This is a genomic window from Undibacter mobilis, from assembly GCF_003367195.1.
Taxonomy (GTDB): Bacteria; Pseudomonadota; Alphaproteobacteria; order Rhizobiales; family Xanthobacteraceae; genus Pseudolabrys; species Pseudolabrys mobilis.
In genome coordinates this window covers 980,473-1,000,645 of record NZ_QRGO01000001.1, presented here as the reverse complement: position 1 = coordinate 1,000,645, position 20,173 = coordinate 980,473, and the positions used below count along the sequence as shown (strand labels likewise).

Sequence of the window (20,173 nt, the reverse complement as noted above, 5' to 3'; positions counted from 1 at the left end):
GGTTTGGGAGAGCCGGTCAACCGGACCCGAAACAGGCTTTCAGGACCGGTTGGGGGCCATAACGCGCAGGCGGTGCCCGTCAGGGTCCAGAGCGACGAAGCTATAGCCGAAATCCATTTGCACCGGCGGCTGGGCGATCTTGAGGTCTCGTTTTGCCCAGTCGGCATGGGTGTCGCGGACTGCCTGGGCATCGGCGACGCGGAAGTCGATTTCCAGAGCGCCGGAGCTGCCGGACGGCGTGGGCTTGACCTCGTCGCGGTTCCAGAGGCCGAGCATCACGGGCGGCATCGGAAACATCGCGAAATTGGCCGAGGATTCAACCGGCGCGGCGCCGAGCAGATCCCGATAAAACGCCGTGCTGGCGGCGACGTCCTTCACATACAATACGATCAATCCGAATGTTAGCATGGCTTGTTTCTCCTGTTGAGGCCCAGGAGTTACACGCCGGCCCTGTCAGTTTCTGTCAGTAGCGTGCGTCAGCGGGACGCGATGCCCATTTGCTTGCGCCAGTCTTTGAGAAGGACCGCCCGCCGCTTTGGATAGCGGATATCGGTTTCGGTAAGACGGACAATGCGGTCGATACGAAAATGCCGGTAGTCCTGGCGCAGCTCGCACCAGGCCGCGACCACGCGGGCCTGTTCGAAAAAGCCGACGGCGAAAGGCCAGATGGCGCGGCTGCTCGGCGAGCGGCCGACATCGTTGTAGTCGATCTTCAGTTTGCGCTCCTTGCGGATCGCTTCGCGGATCGGCGCAAGGTTGTCGTTAGCGCCGCTGCCGCGACGCACGATCAGCAAGCCCGGATTGTCGAACAGTTCACGCTTATCCGGCGGCAAAACAGCCGCGACTTTCGCCGCCACGTCCATCGCCGCCTGCGCTAGCCGTGGGTCGCTGTTCTCCGAGACCCAGTGCGAGCCGAGCATGAGAGCTTCGACTTCATCTTCGTTGAACATCAGTGGCGGCAGTGTGAAGCCGGGCCGCAACACATAGCCCAAGCCCGGCTCGCCTTCGATCGGTGCGCCCTGCGCCTGCAAGCTGGCGATGTCGCGATAGAGTGTCCGCAGGCTGATGCCGAGTTCGCGCGCCAGCACCTCGCCGCGCACCGGATGGCGGCGACGGCGGAGCAGTTGCACGAGATCGAGAAGGCGGACGGCGCGGGACAAAGAGTGTTGCGCTGGGTGTTACGCCATCGCCTCCAGTTCTTCGTCACTGAGCGAGCCCGGCACAATGGCGATCGGGATGGGGAAGGTCGCCGCCGTTTTCGACAGGCCGGAGATCAAGGGGCCGGGGCCTTCCTTGCCGGTGCCGGCGGCCAGCACGAGAATGCCGATGTCGGCATCCTCTTCGATCAACTTGAGAATCTCATCGTTGACGGCGCCTTCGCGGATAACGCGGTCGGGTACAGCGTCGGTGATCTTCTTCACCATGGCGCCGAATCGGTCGAGCGTGGCATTGGCCGCTTCCATCGCCTCCGCTTTCATGATGTCGGCGACACCCAGCCATTGCTGGCTGCGTTCGCTGGTATCGATGACGCGCAGCATGACGATCTGCGAGCCGGTGCGGCCGGCGCGCGAGGCGGCCCAGAACACCGCACGGTCGCATTCTTCCGAGTCGTCGATGATCAGCAGGTATTTGCGTTTGTGGCCGGCCTCGTTGCTGCGGCGCTTCTTCGGCATCGGGGCTCCTTACGCGTTCGCCGACAAATGTCGGCAAAGTGGATGTCGGAGACACAAGGACGTTTAGGCTCTTGTGTATGGCTCAATGTCGGACGCACAAGCCTCTCATGCTGCCATGCCGCGCCATCGCACCACAAGCCTGGCTTGTTTGCGGTATTGCTCGCATTTTACGCAGCGTATATGGCGGCCGGCTGTTATCGCCGCACGAAGCCGACGATATCCTTGACGGCTTTCATGTTTTCGTCGGCGATTTTCGCGGCGCGTTCCGAGCCGTCGGCGAGGATGGCGTCGATATGCGCCGGGTCCTGCACCAGCTTCTTCATTTCGCCGCCGATCGGTCCGAGCTTGGTCACTGCGAGATCGACCAGCGCCGATTTGAAGTTCGAGAACTGCGCGCCGCCGTAGTCGCGCAGCACGTCGGCCTTGGTCTTGTGATCGAGCGCGGCGAAGATACCGACGAGGTTGTCGGCTTCGGGCCGCGACTCCAGCCCTTTCAATTCGCTCGGCAGAGGCTCCGGGTCGGTCTTGGCCTTGCGGATCTTCTGCGCGATGGCGTCGGCATCGTCGGTGAGGTTGATGCGCGAGTAATCGGACGGCTCCGACTTCGACATCTTCTTCGAGCCATCGCGCAGGCTCATGACGCGCGTCGCCGGGCCCTGGATGATCGGCTCCGGCAGCGGAAAGAACACGTCGCCGAAGCCGCGGCCGCGAATCGAATCGCCGTAGTCGTTGTTGAATTTCTGCGCGATATCGCGCGCCAGTTCGAGGTGCTGCTTCTGGTCTTCGCCGACCGGCACATGCGTGGCGCGATAGACGAGAATGTCGGCCGCCATCAGGTTCGGATAAACGTAGAGGCCGACCGACGCGTTCTCGCGGTCCTTGCCCGCCTTTTCCTTGAACTGCGTCATGCGGTTGAGCCAGCCCATGCGGGCGACGCAGTTGAACACCCAGGCGAGCTCGGCGTGCCCGGTCACCTGGCTTTGGTTGAAGACGATGTTTTTCTTCGGGTCGATGCCGGCGGCGATGAAGGCCGCGGTGACTTCGCGGGTGTTGCGGGTCAGCTCCGCCGGGTCCTGCCATACCGTGATCGCATGCATGTCGACGACGCAATAGATGCAGTCGTGGGTCTCCTGCAGCGTCACGAATTTCGTGATGGCGCCGAGGTAGTTGCCGAGGTGCAAATTGCCAGTCGGCTGCACGCCGGAAAACACCAATTCCTTGAACGACATGGACCTTGCTCCGGGCAGATTATGGCGGGCCACATCGCATAACGGCGTTTGGGGCGCAACCCCGGCCGGGTTGCCAAGGCGGCGCAGAGGATTATCAAACGGGGCGCGCCGCTTCGACGGGGCGAGGTTACAGGCGGCGCGGCTGCGATCGGAAGGAATTCAGATGACAAAAGACGAACTGATCATCCAGCTGGTGAAGGTGGCCCTCGGCATCCTGATCGGCGGCTACTTCCTGTGGTGGAGTCTGGAAGTGCTGAACAGGCTGCCCCCGCCGCACTAGCGGCCCGCCGCTCGCCCACGCATTGCCACCTCGTCACCCGCCGCTATAGTGCGCGCGATTTTATCAAACGAGGTATCGCATGACCGCTCCCCGCTACGACGTTCTCGGCATCGGCAACGCCATTGTCGACGTGATTGCCCGCGCCGAGGACGATTTCCTGGTAGCGCAGGGGATGCACAAAGGCGGCATGGCGCTGATCGACGAGGCGCGCGCCGCCAAGATCTACGACGCCATGGGCCCGGCGACGGAAGCCTCGGGCGGCTCCGCGGCCAACACGATCGTCGGTGTCGCGTCCTTCGGCTGCAAGGCGGCCTTCGTCGGCAAGGTGAAGGACGACCCGCTCGGGAAGGCCTTTGCGCACGATATCCGCGCTGCGCGCGTCGCTTTCGAGACCAAGCCGGCAACCCACGGCCCCTCGACGGCGCGCTGCTACATCATGGTGACGCCGGATGGCGAGCGCACCATGAACACTTATCTCGGCGCCGCGCAGGACCTGACGCCTGCCGATATCGACGAGGACATGATCGCGGCAGCCGCGGTCGTCTATCTCGAAGGCTATCTGTGGGATCCGCCGCACGCCAAGGAAGCCTTCGTCAAGGCTGCGGGCATCGCGCACAAGGCCGGCCGCAAGGTCGCGCTCACGTTGTCGGACTCGTTCTGCGTCGATCGCTATCGCGGCGAATTCCTCGATCTGATTCGCAAGGGCACCGTCGACATTGTGTTCGCCAACGAGCACGAGCTGCATAGCCTTTACCAGACGTCCGATTTCGCGACCGCCGCGGTGGCGTTGCAGAAGGATGCGAAGTTGGCCGTGGTGACGCGCAGCGAAAAGGGTTGCGTGGTGGTGACGCCGGACCGCACCGAAGCGGTCGAGGCCATGCGCGTTGCCAATGTGGTCGATGTGACGGGCGCGGGCGATCTGTTCGCCGCCGGCTTCCTTTCCGGCCTCGCGCGCGGCAAGGACAACAAGACGTCGGCGAAGCTGGGCGCGCTGGCGGCGTCCGAGGTCATCCAGCACATGGGCGCCCGCCCGGCAGTGTCGCTGCAGGCACTGGCGGCGGAAAACGGCCTCGTTCTGTAGGCCTGCGGCCGAGCTGCACTGCTTCCTGAATGCTCCGGTAACCAATTGGTAACCATGAAGGGTTACCGATTGGTGAACACCTGCCCGGAGCAATCCCATGGCCGACCCCAACGAGTTCGAGCGCAAAGATTTCGAACATAAGGGTGACGATCGCGGCCTGTTGCCGCCTGCCGCCGGCGCTGAGCCAACGGCCGAGGCGACGGCCAAGACGAATGCGAAGATCCCGGGCGATCTGCCCGAGGTCGACTCGCCGTCGATCTCGCCGGCCGTGAGCGAGCCGGTCGCCATCGAAGAAGAAAAGATCGAACCGAAGGCCGAGCCGGAAGTCGAAACCGCCCGGCGCGAGGCGCTCAATGCGCTGGTGCTGGTGCCGCGCAACTTCAGCGAGGCACCACCGTTCGAACCGCTTGAGGTTGAAGAACCGCGCCCGCGCGCATTTCTCAAGCCGCGCCACTGGCGCGCCATGCGGCTTGCCGCGGCGGTGACACTTGCCGCCGGCTTTGGCGCCATCGCCGGCACCTATGCCATCGGCCGTTTCAACGATGCGCCGAAAGTCGATGTAGCCGCTCAGGAAGAAAAGAAGGTGATGCAGCAGTCCATGGCCAAAATGGCCAAGGAGCTGACGACGCTGAAAGCCAGTCTCGAAGCCTCCACCAAGACGACGCAGACGCAGACCGCGAGCCTCGAAAAGAGGATCAGCGACAAGATCAATGAGCGTATCAACGAGCGCTTGAAGAAAGATCAGGCCGACGTCACCGGCTCGATCTCGCCGCCGCAGACAATGCCCGCCGCACCGTCGGCGATCTTTGCCGATGTGCCGACGCCGAAGCCGGCGCCGCGTGCTGCGATGGCGCAGAGCCAGGCGCCGCGCCTGCCCGTCGTGAGCGACTGGTCGGTGCGCGGTGCGCGCAATGGCTATGTCTATGTCGAGGGCCGTTACGGCGACATTTATCAGGTGGTTCCTGGTGCGCCGCTGCCCGGCCTCGGGCCGGTGGAATCGATCCGTCGCCTCGACGGCCGCTGGGTGGTGACGACCCCCAAGGGCATCATCGTGTCGATGCAGGACCGCCGCTCCTTCTGATCGCGGCGAAGAACCTGCGTCCACTGGCGACCAACCGCCGCTTCATTTTACCGTGAGGCCGGTGGCGGCCTTGTCCGAACCGTGTCAGATTTCCCGCTGCCGGATGAGTGCGGTCGGTGAGACATGGTCGGTCGGACATGGGAAGCACGACTCTGAGGATCGCGCTGCTCGCGGCAGGATTGGCCGCCGGTTTCAGCGGTCAGGCCCTGGCGCAAGGCGCCTCTCCGGCGCAGCCGGCCAAGCCGGAAATGCGTGAGAACTGCCCGGGGCTGGTGGCGTCACGTTCGCCGGTGTTCCGCCGCGCCTCGTTCGATCCGGCGTTGCTGCAGCTCGCCGCGCTGGCGGCCGATCAGGTGCGCATCACTTTTGTCGGCCACGCGACTTTCCTGCTTGAAAGTCCGCAGCTCGTCCGCATCGCCACGGACTACAACGACTACATTCGTCCGAATGTGCTGCCGGACATCATCACGATGAACCATGCCCATTCGACGCATTACACCGATCGTCCCGATCCGCGTATTCCTCATGTGTTGCGTGGCTGGGCCGGTCAGGAGCGGCCCGCGCGCATCGACATGACCTTCAAGGACGTGCGCGTGCGCAACGTGCCGACCAACATCCGCACCTGGGGCGGTGGCGAAACCGAGCGTCATGGCAATTCGATTTTCATTTTCGAAATCGCCAATCTGTGCATCGCGCATCTGGGTCATCTGCATCACACGCTGACGCAGGCGCAGCTCGATGAGATGGGCCGCGTCGATGTGGTGATGGTGCCCGTCGATGGCAGTTACACGCTCGATCTCGATGGCATGATCGAGGTGCTGCACGCGCTGAAAGCGCCGCTGCTGATCCCGATGCACTACTTCAGCGGGCACTCGCTCGACCGCTTCCTCACGCGCATGCGCCAGGAATGGGAGATCGAAGTGCTGGAAATACCATCGACGGTCATTTCCAAGACGACATTGCCAATAAAGCCTAAAATCTTAGTGATGCCGGGACGTTAGCCGGTTCGTTGGCGTTGCTTATTTTACGGGCATGCCTCAAGCGGCGTCGGTCTGTCCCGTAAAAACGCAAATCTGTGACCGCCGTCACGCGGATGTGACGGCCGACTGGGCTAAACAGCGGCGCATAGCAGGTATTTATCAACATCCCCGAGTTGACCGCGCGCAACTAATGCTTACGTCGTGCGTTCTGAATACGGATTTCTCCCGGGTAAGGGCTTACGAAGATGGTACAGAGTTGGAGTGCGTGGAAGCGGTTCCCCGATGCACAATCGGGCGGCGTCGTTGAAGCGCCGATCGGGCCGGGCGTCTATGAAGTGCGGCATACGATGACGGGCCGCGTTGTCGCTTTCGGCTCCACCAGCAACGTTGCCAATGCGATCTCCGAACTCAAGGTGAATGGCGGCGTCAGCGCTTTCGCCCGCCTGTTCGGCAAGCAGCCTTTGGTGTCGCGCGTCAACGATCTCGAATATCGCACTTATGCCACGGCGAGCCGCGCCGAGGCCAAGACGGCCGCGAGAAGCCTGACGAGCCTGCGCCAGAGCGCCTGGCGTCGTCGCCTCGATCATGGCATCGCCGTCCGCGCCAGCTGATACGAAAGATAATTCCGACGTCGAGAAAAGCCGGCCTTAGCGCCGGCTTTTTCATGGCCGGATCTCTTTTTCATTTCCCCGGTCTGTGATCGAATAAGTCCAAAGCGAAATCGACGGTCGGCGCGCGAACCTTCGCGACGCCGGCTGCGGACGCAAAAGACACGAGGGGAAGCCACCATGCTGAGCGCCGAACAGAACGATCTCATCACCCGCACCGGACCGGGCACGCCGGCCGGACGTCTGATGCGGCAGTATTGGCAGCCCGCGGCGTTGGTGGACGAGCTCAAGGGCAATCGCCCGATCAAGCCGGTGCGGCTATTCGGCGAAGACCTCGTGATCTTCAAGGACGACCAGGGCCGCTACGGCCTCGTCGGCCGCCACTGCCCGCACCGCGGCACGGATCTCGCTTTCGGCCGCCTTGAGAACGGCGGCCTGCGCTGCGCCTTTCATGGCTGGCTGTTCGATGTGAACGGCAAATGCCTCGAAACGCCGGCCGAACCGGACAACAGCAATCTCTGCGCCAATATCAAACAGAAGGCTTATCCGGTGGTCGAGAAGAGCGGCATTCTGTTCGCGTATCTCGGCGATGGCGAGCCGCCGGCCTTTCCGCATTTCGACTGTTTCGTTGCGCCCGACAGCCACACTTTCGCGTTCAAGGGCATGATCGATTGCAACTGGCTGCAGTCGCTCGAAGTCGGCATCGATCCGGTTCACACCTCGTTCCTGCATCGCTTCTTCCACGACGAAGACCCGACGAAGGGCTACGGCAAGATGTTCCGCGATAACACCAAGGACGCGGACATGCCGATGACGCAGATCATGCGCGAGGTCACGCGGCCGCGTATCGAGGTCGATGAAACGGATTACGGTTTCCGCATCGTGACGCTGCGGCAGATCAGCGACGCCTCCACCCATGTGCGCGTCACCAATCTCGTCTTCCCCAACGCCTTCATGATTCCAATGAGTCGCGAGATGACGATCTCGCAGTGGCATGTGCCGATCGACGATACCAAGCACTATTGGTATGCGATCTTCACGTCGTTCGGTAAGGCGGTGGATAAAGATACGATGCGCAACCAGCGCCTCGAGCTCTATCAGTTGCCGGACTACATCCCGAACCGCAACAAGAGCAACGACTACGGTTTCGATCCGCACGAACAGGAGAGCGAGACCTATACCGGCATGGGCGCCGACATCAACGTGCATGACCAGTGGGCTTGCGAATCCATGGGCACGATCCAGGACCGCACGCAGGAACATCTCGGCACGTCGGACAAGGCAATCATCGCCTATCGCAAGCTGTTGCGACAGTCGCTCGAAAAATCCGGCAAGGGTGAGAAGCCGATCCTTGTCGTTGACGAGAAAGAAGCGGCCAGCATTACCGGTCCGCTGGCCATCGATGGCATCGGCCCGGTCGATGACTGGAAGGGCTATTACCAGCGTTCCGAAGCGCAAAAGCGCGAAGCGATGAGCTGGAAGGCATGAGAATGCGATGGCCAGTCATTCCGGGGCACGCTGAAGGCGTGAACCCGGAATCCAGACGAGTACGCGGAGTTTGCATCTGGATTCCGGGTCCGGCCCTGACGGGGCGCCCCGGAATGACGGTGTGCGATGCCGCCGCGTAAATCTCACACATTACCGGGCGCCTTCGTCTCCCGTCATGGCCTGTGGTCGGATACGCAAGCGAAGGCGGCGGCCGAGGTCGAGCGCGCCATCAAGGCGAACAAGCTCGAGGTGGTTCGCTTCTCGTTCGCCGATCAGCACGGCGTGCTGCGCGGCAAGACGCTGGTGGCGGCCGAAGCCGCCAGCGCCATGCAGAACGGCGTCAATATGACCTCGACGCTCTTGGCCAAGGATACCGCGCATAAAAGCGTGTTTCCGGTGTTTACCGCCGGCGGCGGCTTCGGCATGGCCGAGATGCAGGGCGGCGCCGATTTCGTCATGATCGCCGATCCGACGACGTTCCGCGTGCTGCCGTGGGCGAACAAGACCGGCTGGATGTTGTGCGACATCTATTTTGCCAATGGCGCGCCGGTGCCGTTCTCGACGCGCGCCATCTATCGCGACGCGCTCACCTCGCTTGCCAAGGCCGGCTACGATTTCCTCGCCGGACTCGAGGTCGAGTTTCATCTGTTCAAGCTCGACGATGCGAAGCTGACACCGGAAGCGGCGACGTGGCCGCCACAGGCGCCGCAGGTCAGCCTGCTCAGCCAAGGCTACCAGTATCTCACCGAGTCCCGCTTCGACATGGTCGATCCGGCGGTCGAAATCCTGCGCCATGGCATTGAGCAGCTCGGGCTGCCGCTGCGCTCGGTCGAGCTGGAACTGGGGCCGAGCCAGATTGAATTCACCTTCCGTCCCCAGACAGGTCTGGAAGCAGCCGATACGATGATCCTGTTTCGCGCGGCGGTGAAGCAGATCGCGCGGCGCCATGGCTATCTTGCCAGCTTCATGTGCCGGCCTGGCCTGCCCAACGTGATGTCGAGCGGCTGGCATCTGCATCAGTCGCTGATCGAGCGTAAATCGAAGCGGAACGCCTTCGTCGATCCCGATGGCCTGTCCGGTCTCGGCCAGTACTATCTCGGCGGTCTTTTAATCCACGCCCGTGCCGCGGCGGCCTTCACCACGCCGACAGTCAACGGCTACAAGCGCTACCGGTCTTATTCGCTGGCGCCGGACCGCGCCATCTGGGCGCGCGACAATCGCGGTGTGATGATGCGGCTGCTTGGCGATGCCGGGGCGTCATCGATGCATTTGGAGAACCGCGTCGGCGAACCGTCGGCGAATCCTTATCTCTATATGGCGTCGCAGATCTACGCCGGTCTCGACGGTATCGCGAACCGGATCGATCCTGGCGCTTCCGCCGATACGCCATATGAAACCGCGGCCGCGCTGCTGCCGAAGTCGCTGGGCGAGGCGGTCACTGCGTTGCGGGCGGATGATGTCTTCCGCCGGAATTTCGGCGCCGGCTTCATCGACTACTACACCCATATCAAGGACGCCGAGCGCGAGCGTTTCGAGAAGGAAGAGCCTGCCCACGCCGCCGACCCGCTACTGGTCACTCCTTGGGAGCAGCGCGAATACCTCGATCTGTTCTGACTTCACCGGAACGGAGTCGCAGCGTAATGTTGGCGCAATGGAACTCGAACGGGTTGGTCGTCGTTTGACTGGCAACCGTGAATGACGAGGGGCGCCATGCTCAAGTGGGCTTTCATTTTTCTCATCATCGCCATCGTCGCCGGCCTGTTCGGTTTCAGCGGCGTCGAGGAAGCTGCGGCGACCATCGCCAAATGGCTGGCCGGTATCTTCCTGGTGCTGTTCGTCGGCGCCGTTGCCATCGGGCTGGCCATCGGCGCCAAACTGACTTCATGATGGTGTGCCTGGTACGGCACGATCCTACTACTATCTAATGAAATCAATTACTTACGACGCCCCGAATGGGCATCGCCACAAGTGTTAATATTGTTTAAAATCTTAATGACCGGCCTTGTGCGGTCGGCTGTTTGCAGGGAGTAGGCTCATGTATCGAATGGCGACGATGGTTCTCGGTCTTGCCGCACTTCTGTTCGCTGCGGCCTTCGCGCCGGACGTCGCGCGCGCCGGCGAGTATTACAATGGTGGGTACGGCTACCGCGGTAACGTCTCCGTTTCGTCGAACTGCTGTTACCGCAAGGTCGTCAAATATGTTCGCGTCGTTCGCTATGTGCGCGTCGATGACGGCTATCGCGATGGCTATTACGCGCCGCGGCATCGCAGTTCCTATTACGGCTCGCCCTATCGCACGGTGAACTACCGCGAGCCCTATTATCGTCCCGCGGTCTACAGCGAACCCTACCGCCGGCCTTATTACGAGGGCAGTTCGTATCGCCATGACGGCTACCGGCCCTACCGCGTCAGCTACGGTGAGAATTGCACCGTGCGCCGCGTTCGGGTCGCCGACGGCTATGGCGGCTGGGTCTGGGCAAGCTCGCGCGTTTGCGACTGAGCGCGGCCCCGTCCATGAAAAAGCCCGGAGCGGTGATGCCGCTCCGGGCCTGAATTCGTCGCCGGTCTTGCAGCTTTAAACGTCGACGCTGGCCGACAGCGCGTTGTCCTGGATGAACTGGCGGCGTGGTTCGACCACATCGCCCATCAGCTGATCGAACAGTACATTGGCCTCGTCGACTTCCTTGATGCGCACCTGCAACAGGGAGCGCGCATTGATGTCGAGCGTAGTCTCCCAGAGCTGCTCGGGATTCATCTCACCAAGACCTTTGTAGCGCTGCATCGACACGCCCTTGCGGCCGGCGCCGGTGATGGCCTCGAACAGGCCGACCGGCCCATAGATCGGCCAGCTCTCGTCCTTGCGGCGCAAGTTGCCCGGCTTCTCGTAGACCTTCTGCAGCGACACTGCATGCTCGTCGAGCTTGCGCGCATCGGCCGAGCCGAGCAGCGCATGGTCGATGATGGCGATACTCTTGACGCCGCGCACGGTGCGGCTGAACACGAAGCCGTCCTGTTCGTTGAACTCGCCTTCCCAGCCGCGCTCGGTCTCTTCCGCCAGCACGTTCATGCGCTTGGCGATGAACGGCGCTGCGGCCTTGGCCATCTCGGCATTGCCGAAGATTTCCGGCCGCAGCACGCCGAGAATGGCGGCCTGTTCGACCACCTGACGGTTATAGCGCGAGTGCAGGCCGTTCAGCAGGTTGCGCACGCTGCGCGCTTCTTCGACCAGTTTGCGCAGGTCTTCGCCGGCGCGTTCCTCGCCATTGGCAAGCTTCAGCACCGCTTCCTCGACACCGGTCGCGATCAGATAATCCTCAAGCGCGCGCTCGTCCTTGAGATACTGTTCGGACTTGCCGCGGTTGACCTTATAGAGCGGCGGCTGCGCGATATAGATGTAACCGCGTTCGATCAGTTCCGGCATCTGCCGGAAGAAGAACGTCAGCAGCAGCGTGCGGATATGGGCGCCGTCGACGTCGGCGTCCGTCATGATGATGATCTTGTGGTAGCGCAGCTTGTCGGCGTTGAACTCGTCGCGGCCGATGCCGGTGCCGAGCGCCGTGATCAGCGTGCCGATTTCCTGGCTGCCCAGCATCTTGTCGAAGCGCGCGCGCTCGACGTTCAAAATCTTGCCGCGCAGCGGCAGCACGGCCTGGAATTCGCGGTTGCGGCCCTGCTTGGCCGAGCCGCCGGCCGAGTCGCCCTCGACGATGAACAGTTCGGATTTGGCCGGGTCGCGCTCCTGACAGTCGGCAAGCTTGCCAGGGAGCGACGAGATATCGAGCGCGCCCTTGCGGCGGGTGAGGTCGCGCGCCTTGCGCGCCGCTTCGCGCGCGGCGGCGGCTTCCACCACCTTGCCGACGATGATCTTGGCTTCCGAGGGGTGGATTTCGAACCAATCCGACAGCGCCTGGTTGACGACGTTCTCGACCACCGGGCGGACTTCGGACGAGACCAGCTTGTCCTTGGTCTGCGACGAGAATTTCGGGTCCGGTACCTTCACCGACAGCACGGCGGTCAGGCCTTCGCGGCAGTCATCGCCGGTCAGCGTCACCTTTTCCTTCTTCGAGGTGCCGAGCGTCTCGGCGTATTGCGTCACCTGTCGCGTCAGCGCGCCGCGAAAACCGGCGAGATGCGTGCCGCCGTCGCGCTGCGGGATGTTGTTGGTGAAGCAAAGTACGTTCTCGTGGTAGGCGTCGTTCCACCACAAAGCGCATTCAACCGTGATGCCGTCCTTCTCGGCGCGGATCATCAGCGGCTTGGGAATGAGCGGCGATTTGTTGCGGTCGAGAAATTTCACGAAGGCTTCGACGCCGCCCTCGTACTTCATTTCTTCGCGCTTCTCGACGGCGTGCCGCGCATCGGTGAGCACGATGCTGACGCCGGAATTGAGGAAGGCGAGCTCGCGCAGGCGATGCTCAAGCGTCGCGAAATCGAATTCGACCATGGTGAAGGTCGCGGTCGAGGGCAGGAAGGTCACCTCCGTGCCGCGCTTGCCGCCGGAGGGGCCGACTTCCTTCAGCGGCGCCACCGTGACGCCGTCATGGAATTCGATGAAGTGTTCCTTGCCGTCGCGCCAGATCGTCAGCTTCAGCCAGGTCGACAGCGCGTTGACGACGGAAACGCCGACACCGTGCAGGCCGCCGGACACCTTGTAGGAATTCTGGTCGAATTTGCCGCCGGCGTGCAGTTGCGTCATCACCACTTCGGGCGTCGACACGCCTTCCGAATGCATGCCGGTCGGGATGCCGCGGCCGTTGTCGCGCACCGTGCACGAGCCGTCGGGATTGAGCGTGACGTCCACTTGCGTGGCATGGCCGGCGAGGGCTTCGTCGATCGCGTTGTCGACGGCCTCGTAGACCATGTGATGCAGGCCGGAACCGTCATCGGTGTCGCCGATATACATGCCGGGACGTTTGCGGACGGCATCGAGGCCCTTGAGGACCTTGATCGACTCGGCGCCGTAGTCGGATGAATCGGATGGGAATTCGCGGGCTGGTTCAGCCATGGATGAGCCTTAGAGACGAGGTTTCACGCCAGCCTGAATCATTCGCCGAAAATGAATCAGCAAGAGCATTTTGTGTGACACGAATTGCGACCGGCGTACAGAGCAAAGTCGTACGGTCTAATATGTTGATTTGAAAAGGCTTTTTAAAGAGGCAAGCCGGCCGGAATCGCCCTTTTTTCGCCGTGCAAAAAGGCTGATTTGGCAGCCCGGCAAGGGTCCGTTTCGGCGGCTTTTGCGGTGTTTATTTCCGGCCCCGAACTCACGCGAAAGAGTCCCGAAATCTTGCCGCCGCGGACCTGCTTTTCGACATTAGGCGTTGCTTCGGATCGCAACCTGACTTCTAAGCGGCATCTGCCTCACGCGAGAGCCGGTTGTCCGCCATGAGCGCCTTTAGCGGCTTTGAAGTTCCCCATCGCCTGCGCGCCTTCATCCGCGCCCGCGAGTCCAGCATCATCCTGCTGGCCGCCCTTGCCGGCGGGCTGGCGGGGCTGGTGGTCGCGGTGATGGGCGCGGTCGTCAGCTTCATGCATCTCAAATTCTTCGGCCTCGAGCCGGGAGAGCGTTTATCGGCGCGCAGCTCCATCGACCCGCTCTATGCCTTTCTGGTGCCCTGCCTTGGCGGCCTTGTGCTGGGTCTTGCGACCCGCACCATCTCGCGCTTTCGCGGGATGGAGATCGACCCGATCGAGGCCAATGCGCTGCATGGCGGCCGGATGTCGATGCGCGGCAGCCTCATCGTGGCGGCGCAAACCATGTGGTCGAGCGGCGTCGGCGCCTCGGTCGGGCTGGAGGCTGGCTATACCCAGTTATCCAGCGGCCTGGCCTCGAAGCTTGGCCAGGCTTTCCGCCTGCGCCGCAGTGATATGCGTCTGCTGGTCGGCTGCGGTGCCGCCGGCGCCATTGCCGGGGCCTTCGGGGCGCCGCTGGCCGGCGCTTTCTACGCCTTTGAGCTGATCATCGGCAGTTACGCCGTCGGCAGCCTGGCGCCGGTCGGGATCGCCGCGTTGTTCGGCTATCTCACCTCCGCCGCCTTTGCGCCCGACCGGATTGGCGTCGAGGCCGGCCAGATGACCGCGATCGGATTTCAGGATCTCGCTATTGCCGGCGGCTTCGGCCTGCTGGCGGCCTTCTTCGGCATCGCGCTGATGCGCGGCGTGTCGGCCTGCGAGGTGCTGCTCGGCCGCGTCGGGGTGCGGCCGTGGTTGAGGCCAATGCTGGGCGGCGCTTTGGTCGGCCTGCTCGCCATGATTACGCCGCGTGTCATGTCGTCGGGCCATGGCGCGCTGCATCTGACGACGCTGTTCAAGCTGCCGGTCGAGACCTTGCTGATGCTGTTGTTGCTCAAGGCGCTGGCGGCCATCGTGTCGCTCGGCAGCGGGTTTCGCGGCGGCCTGTTCTTTGCGGCCCTGCTGATGGGCGCGCTCGGTGGCCAGCTCTTCGCCGTCGGCGTCAACACCGCGTGGCCATCGCTTGCGCTCAATCCCGATGCCTATGCGATCATCGGCATGAGTGCGCTCGCGGCTTCGGTGATCGGCGGGCCGCTGACCATGTGTTTTATCGCGCTGGAGACCACCGGCGACCTGTGGCTCACCGGCACGGTGCTGATTGCCGTCATCGTATCGATGCAGGTGACCCGCGAACTGTTCGGCTATTCCTTCGCCACATGGCGCTTCCATTTGCGCGGCGAAACCATCCGCGGCGGCGCCGATGTCGGCTGGATTCGCGACCTCACGGTGGCGCAAATGATGCGCGCCGACGTGCGCACCACATCGACCGAGACGCCATTGCCGGTGTTCCGCGAAAAGTTTCCGCTCGGATCGACCAACCAGGTGCTCGCTGTCGATGAGGACGGTCACTATGCCGGTATGGTGATGGTCGCCGAAGCGCATTCGACCGAAGTTCCGGCGGTGACACCGCTCACGGATTTGTTGCGTCACAAGGGCGAAATGCTGCTGCAGCAGATGACAGCGCAAGAAGCGATCAAGGCCTTCGAAAAATACGAGGCCGAAGCCTTGCCGGTGGTGGACAGTCTCGAGCGCGCCCAGGTGGTCGGGATGCTGACCGAAGCGCATGCGCTTCGGCGATTTTCGGATGCATCGGAGCGTCAGCGACGTGCGCTTCTCGGAGACTTATAGCGACGCGTTACGCAGGACGGTTGCACGTGCTGTCACATGCCGCTGGTGCTGAAATGCCAGGTCGTAATCCGGGATCGGCCGCTCGAAGGCTGCGACTGCGGCTGTCAAAATCTCAAGCCGCGACAGCTGGGTATCGATCATATCGAGCGTGCGATGAATCTCGTGCTTTAATCGCTCGGCCGGATGCAAGTTGGTATCGGTCATGGGCCTGGGTTCCAGTATCTGACTTTGCTCTCTGCCATTTCACGAACGTCGCAGGGTAAAAGCCGCGATACTGCAATTGTTCCTATTTTCCGAAACTTCAAAATATCTCGATTAACCGAGTGTTACCGCAGGCTTACGGAACTTTCAGCCGCGCTTTGAAACCCCGCTGGGGGTCACGTCGAACCACTCGGCACGGTCGGCAATGTCCGCGAAGGCGGCTGGATCGGCACCCGTCATCCACACTTGCGTGCCGAGCGCCGCGAGGGCGTCGTACAGGGCGGCGCGACGCACCGGGTCGAGATGGGCCACGACTTCGTCGAGCAGCATCACCGGCGCGGTGCCGGTCATGTCCTTGATCAGTTGCGCATGCGCGAGCATCAGGCGAATGAGCATCGCTTTCTGCTCGCCGGTTGAGGCGTCGGCAGCAGCAACGCCCTTGCCGGCATGAACGACCTCAAGGTCGGCGCGGTGTGGGCCTTCCAGCGTGCGGCCGGCGGCGGCGTCCTGCGCGCGGCTCGATCGCAACAGGTCGCGATAGCGGTCCTCGATCTCGCGCGCGCTGCTCACCGGCCACTGGTTTTCCATCCAGCCGCGAAGGGCGATGCGTGGCATGGCGAAGGCGGGCGCTTCCTCGCGTGCGGCTTCGAGTGCACCGGCAAGGCGCGTCACGGTTTCAAAGCGCGCCGCCGAAACGGCGACCGCGACTTCGGCGGTCTCGTGCTCGATGGCATCGAGCCAGTGCGGGTCGCTGCGCTGATCCTCCAGCAGGCGATTGCGCGACCGCAGCGATCGCTCCAGTGCCGAGACGCGGCTCGCATGCTGGGCATCGACCGCGAGCACCAGCCGGTCGAGGAAGCGGCGGCGGTCGGCGGCGGGGCCGACAAACAGCGGGTCCATCGACGGCGTCAGCCAGATGATGCGCAGATGGTCGGCGAAGGCGGCGGCCGACGACACCGGCTCGCGATCGATGCGGCATTTGCGGGCGTTGGTGGTTTCCTCACCCGTCGGCGGCTCGATGCCGGTGCCCAGCGTGGCGAGTCCCAGCATGCCTTCGATTTCCGCCGAAACGGCCCAGCTGCCGTCGCCCTCGGCAAAGGCGAGTTCATCGAGCGTCGCCCGGCGCAGGCCACGGCCCGGCGCCAGCATCGAAATCGCCTCGATCAGGTTGGTCTTGCCGGCCCCATTTGGTCCGGTCAGCACCACCGGCCCATTGCGGCCAAGCTCAAGCGTCGTCGCGTGATAGCTGCGGAAGTTGGTCAGCGAGAGACGGCGGAAAAAGGCGGCGGTCATAGGTTGTGCTCTAATGCACAGCCGCGGGGGTCACAAGCTGACCCCGCCCTGATCCTGACAAGCGGCCGCAGGCCGCGTTTCGAAGGACGAGGGCGGCCCCATTCTTCGAGACGCGTCGCTTGCGCGACGCTCCTCAGGATGAGGCTGCAACATCACACCCGCATTGGCATCAGCACGTAGAGCGCGCCTTTGGCATCCTTGTCCTGGATCAGCGTCGGCGAGCCCGCATCGGCAAGCTTCAGAACCGCGACCTCGCCTTCGATCTGCGCGGCGATGTCGAGCAGGTAACGCGAGTTGAAGCCGATATCGAGCGGATCGGATTCGTAGTCCACCTCCAGCTCTTCGGTGGCGCTGCCGGAATCCGGATTGGTCACCGACAGCACCAGGCGTCCGCCGGTGATCGACAGCTTCACGGCGCGGCCGCGTTCGCTCGACACCGTGGAGACGCGGTCGACTGCCGCCTCGAAGTCCTTCTTGTCGACGACGAGGTTCTTGTCGTTGTTGGCCGGAATGACGCGGCCGTAGTCGGGGAAGGTGCCGTCGATCAGCTTGGAGATCAGGACGACATTGCCGATGGAGAAACGGATCTTGCCGGCGGAGAGTTCAATGGCGATGTCGCCTTCGCCGCTCTCGATCAGGCGCTGCACTTCGGCGACCGTCTTGCGTGGAATGATGATGCCCGGCATGCCGGCGGCGCCTTCCGGCAGCGGCAGTTCGACCTGCGCCAGACGGTGACCGTCGGTCGCCACCGCGCGCAAGGTCGCGGTCTTGGCCGAGCCCGCGGCGTGCAGGTAGATGCCGTTGAGGTAATAGCGGGTCTCTTCGGTCGATATCGCGAACTGCGTCTTGTCGATGAGGCGCTTGAAGTCGGCTGCGGGCACCTTGAACGAATGGCTCATCTCGCCGGCGGCGAGATCGGGGAAGTCGCTCTCGGGCAGGGTCTGCAGCGTGAAGCGCGAGCGGCCGGCGCGGATGGTCAGCACGGCGCGTTCGCCGGAGCCCTCGATCACGATCTGCGAGCCGTCCGGCAGCTTGCGTACGATGTCGTAGAACATGTGCGCCGGCACGGTGGTGGCGCCGCCGGGCGCAACCTCCGCCGCAATCGAGTCGGTGACTTCGAGATCGAGGTCGGTGGCCTTCATGCTGAGCTGGCCCTTGTCGGCCCGGATCAACACGTTGGACAGGATTGGAATGGTGTTGCGCCGCTCGACCACGCGATAGACGTGGCTCAGCGACTTGAGGAGTTCAGCGCGTTCGACAGTGATTTTCATGGAAATTCCCGCTTCGGCGCCGAAAACCCACACCGCTGGCGCCGGCCGGCGGAAGCCGGGGGGCAAAGGTGGCAAGAGCGGGGCATTTGCGCAAGAGCAGGCTGCGCGCAGGCGCGAAGTCCCCGGTCCTATCCCCAGGGCGTCCACAGGCTTGCTAGCCCCGGACGCGCCGCCGCACGAAGCGGTGCTGATCGGGGCCGTCGCATTGCGAGAGGGTCCCCGGTCTGCTGCGCGTCATTTCATGCGCGCAGCGCCCGGGACAAAAGATGACCTACTCCTGCAGCTGGCGCTTGAGGATTTCGATCTCCTCCGACAGCGTGACGTCGTTGCCGACCAGGCCCTCGATCTTGCGGACGGCGTGCAGCACCGTGGTGTGGTCGCGGCCGCCGAAGCGCCGGCCGATTTCCGGCAGCGAACGCAAAGTGAGCGTCTTGGCAAGATACATCGCCACCTGGCGCGGGCGCACCACATTGGCGGTCCGGCGCGACGACAGCAGGTCGGAGCGGCTGACATTGTACTGCCGGGCCACGATGCGCTGGATGTCCTCGATCTTGACGCGCTTGGGTTCCTGCGGCCGGATCAGATCCTTCACCTCGCGCTCGGCCATTTCCATGGTCACCGACTGGCCGGTGAGCTTGGAGTGCGCGAGCAGGCGGTTGAGCGCGCCTTCGAGGTCACGGCCGTTATGGGTGACGGTCTTGGCGATATACCCGAGCACCGGCAGCGGCACGTCGAAGGTCGGGTGGTGCGCGCGCGCAGCCTGCACGCGGGCTTTCAGGATTTCGAGGCGCAGTTCCTCGCCAAGCCCGCCCATCTCGACGACGAGACCGCCGGCCAGCCGCGAGCGCACGCGCTCGTCCAGGCTCTCGAGTTCCGACGGCGGCCGGTCCGAGGCGATGACGACCTGACGGCCGGCATCGATCAGCGCATTGAGGGTGTGGCAGAACTCGGCCTGCGTCGATTTGCCTTGCAGGAACTGCAGGTCGTCGATCACCAGCACGCCGATGCCGCGCAGCGCTTCCTTGAAGGCAATCGCGTTCTGCGCCCGCAGGGCGGCGACGAAGCCGTACATGAATTTCTCGGCGGTCAGGTAGAGCACCTTGCGCTCGCCACCGGCATTACCGGCCCAGGTGATGGCCTGCAGCAGATGCGTTTTGCCCAAGCCGACGCCGGCATGGATGTAGAGCGGGTTGAACATCACCGGGTCGGTGCGGCGCGCCGCGGCGACCTGCTTGGCAGCGGCCTGCGCCAGCGTGTTGGAGCGGCCGACGACGAACGAGTCGAAGGTGAGCCGCGCATCGAGCGGCGAGCCGCCGAGCGCTTCATGGACCGCGGCATCGCCGACCGGAATCGGACGAGACATGCCGTTGCCGTTGTGCGGACGGTTCTCGCCATGCATGGCGAGGGCGGGTTCCACTTTGGGCTTGGGCTGGGCGGTGGTCTTGAGCACCGCCGAACGGACGATCAGCTCGATCCGGCCGACCTCACTACGATCGGCCTGCCAGCACGTCAGAACCTTTTCGGCATAGTGCGACTGGATCCAGCTCTTGAGAAAGCGGGTCGGCACCGACAGGCGCACGCCGCCCTCGTCGATACCTTCGAGTTCCATACGTCCAAACCAGCTGGAGAAGACATCGTCGCCAACTTCCGTGCGCAGGCGCGCTTTGACTCTGACCCAACTCTCCTGATCGTCGTTCGGCATTTTCTTCTTCTCTTTTGTTTTGGTCTGTTTGGTTGAACGGACAATTGGTTGCTCGGCCTGACGGCAACGAGCCGTCGACGCGCCGGTACAGGACGCAACACATTTGCGGGATATCTCGGCCGGCCTAGCGGGTACGGCGCGATATC

General features: G+C 63.3%; 18 protein-coding genes. 9 read left to right on the top strand and 9 right to left on the bottom strand.

Annotated elements, in window-relative coordinates:
• Nucleotides 1-39: 39 nt before the first annotated feature.
• From DXH78_RS04645 to trpS, 4 genes are all read right to left on the bottom strand, one after another.
• Nucleotides 40-408 carry a VOC family protein gene (locus tag DXH78_RS04645; protein WP_115515961.1) on the bottom strand — a complete coding sequence of 123 codons (369 nt, stop codon included), beginning with the start codon at nt 406-408 and terminating at the stop codon, nt 40-42.
• Between the two features lie 68 nt (nt 409-476).
• Nucleotides 477-1,160 (bottom strand): helix-turn-helix transcriptional regulator, encoded by a 684-nt coding sequence (locus DXH78_RS04640; RefSeq protein WP_115515960.1) that lies wholly within the window; start codon nt 1,158-1,160, stop codon nt 477-479.
• Between the two features lie 18 nt (nt 1,161-1,178).
• The gene (locus tag DXH78_RS04635; RefSeq protein WP_115515959.1) at nt 1,179-1,673 is read right to left on the bottom strand and encodes a universal stress protein; all 495 of its coding nucleotides are present in this window, start codon (nt 1,671-1,673) and stop codon (nt 1,179-1,181) included.
• 194 nt (nt 1,674-1,867) lie between these two features.
• On the bottom strand, nt 1,868-2,902 hold the full coding sequence (gene trpS, locus DXH78_RS04630; RefSeq protein WP_115515958.1) for a tryptophan--tRNA ligase: 1,035 nt from the start codon (nt 2,900-2,902) through the stop codon (nt 1,868-1,870).
• Nucleotides 2,903-3,261: 359 nt separating this feature from the next.
• Between trpS and DXH78_RS04625 the strand changes: the two genes are divergently transcribed.
• From DXH78_RS04625 to DXH78_RS04590, 8 genes are all read left to right on the top strand, one after another.
• Nucleotides 3,262-4,263, top strand: coding sequence for an adenosine kinase (locus DXH78_RS04625; RefSeq protein ID WP_115515957.1), 1,002 nt, complete (start codon nt 3,262-3,264; stop codon nt 4,261-4,263).
• Between the two features lie 97 nt (nt 4,264-4,360).
• Nucleotides 4,361-5,344 (top strand): OmpH family outer membrane protein, encoded by a 984-nt coding sequence (locus DXH78_RS04620; RefSeq protein ID WP_115515956.1) that lies wholly within the window; start codon nt 4,361-4,363, stop codon nt 5,342-5,344.
• A gap of 137 nt (nt 5,345-5,481) precedes the next feature.
• Nucleotides 5,482-6,345 carry an MBL fold metallo-hydrolase gene (locus DXH78_RS04615; RefSeq protein ID WP_115515955.1) on the top strand — a complete coding sequence of 288 codons (864 nt, stop codon included), beginning with the start codon at nt 5,482-5,484 and terminating at the stop codon, nt 6,343-6,345.
• A 224-nt stretch (nt 6,346-6,569) separates the two neighbouring features.
• Entirely contained in the window at nt 6,570-6,935 is a 366-nt protein-coding gene (locus tag DXH78_RS04610; protein ID WP_245416733.1) for a hypothetical protein, read from the top strand.
• A gap of 177 nt (nt 6,936-7,112) precedes the next feature.
• Entirely contained in the window at nt 7,113-8,420 is a 1,308-nt protein-coding gene (locus DXH78_RS04605) for an aromatic ring-hydroxylating dioxygenase subunit alpha (RefSeq protein WP_115515954.1), read from the top strand.
• A 126-nt stretch (nt 8,421-8,546) separates the two neighbouring features.
• Nucleotides 8,547-10,034, top strand: a complete 1,488-nt coding sequence (locus DXH78_RS04600) for a glutamine synthetase family protein (RefSeq protein ID WP_115515953.1) — start codon at nt 8,547-8,549, stop codon at nt 10,032-10,034.
• A 96-nt stretch (nt 10,035-10,130) separates the two neighbouring features.
• Nucleotides 10,131-10,307, top strand: coding sequence for a DUF1328 domain-containing protein (locus tag DXH78_RS04595; RefSeq protein ID WP_115515952.1), 177 nt, complete (start codon nt 10,131-10,133; stop codon nt 10,305-10,307).
• Nucleotides 10,308-10,455: 148 nt separating this feature from the next.
• Nucleotides 10,456-10,920 (top strand): hypothetical protein, encoded by a 465-nt coding sequence (locus DXH78_RS04590; RefSeq protein ID WP_147292571.1) that lies wholly within the window; start codon nt 10,456-10,458, stop codon nt 10,918-10,920.
• Between the two features lie 75 nt (nt 10,921-10,995).
• On the opposite strand, the gene gyrB is transcribed toward DXH78_RS04590, so the two are convergent.
• Nucleotides 10,996-13,425, bottom strand: a complete 2,430-nt coding sequence (gyrB, locus tag DXH78_RS04585; RefSeq protein WP_115515950.1) for a DNA topoisomerase (ATP-hydrolyzing) subunit B — start codon at nt 13,423-13,425, stop codon at nt 10,996-10,998.
• 380 nt (nt 13,426-13,805) lie between these two features.
• Between gyrB and DXH78_RS04580 the strand changes: the two genes are divergently transcribed.
• The gene (locus DXH78_RS04580; protein WP_115515949.1) at nt 13,806-15,560 is read left to right on the top strand and encodes a chloride channel protein; all 1,755 of its coding nucleotides are present in this window, start codon (nt 13,806-13,808) and stop codon (nt 15,558-15,560) included.
• On the opposite strand, the gene DXH78_RS19590 is transcribed toward DXH78_RS04580, so the two are convergent.
• The 4 genes from DXH78_RS19590 to dnaA all read right to left on the bottom strand — a co-directional run bounded on the left by DXH78_RS19590 (nt 15,555) and on the right by dnaA (nt 20,027).
• Nucleotides 15,555-15,764 carry a hypothetical protein gene (locus DXH78_RS19590; protein WP_147292570.1) on the bottom strand — a complete coding sequence of 70 codons (210 nt, stop codon included), beginning with the start codon at nt 15,762-15,764 and terminating at the stop codon, nt 15,555-15,557. The two genes, DXH78_RS04580 and DXH78_RS19590, sit on opposite strands and share 6 nt — an antisense overlap.
• A 144-nt stretch (nt 15,765-15,908) precedes the next feature.
• Entirely contained in the window at nt 15,909-17,054 is a 1,146-nt protein-coding gene (gene recF / locus DXH78_RS04575; RefSeq protein WP_115515948.1) for a DNA replication/repair protein RecF, read from the bottom strand.
• Between the two features lie 152 nt (nt 17,055-17,206).
• Nucleotides 17,207-18,325 carry a DNA polymerase III subunit beta gene (gene dnaN, locus DXH78_RS04570; protein ID WP_115515947.1) on the bottom strand — a complete coding sequence of 373 codons (1,119 nt, stop codon included), beginning with the start codon at nt 18,323-18,325 and terminating at the stop codon, nt 17,207-17,209.
• 271 nt (nt 18,326-18,596) lie between these two features.
• Entirely contained in the window at nt 18,597-20,027 is a 1,431-nt protein-coding gene (gene dnaA / locus DXH78_RS04565) for a chromosomal replication initiator protein DnaA (RefSeq protein ID WP_115515946.1), read from the bottom strand.
• Nucleotides 20,028-20,173: the final 146 nt, after the last annotated feature.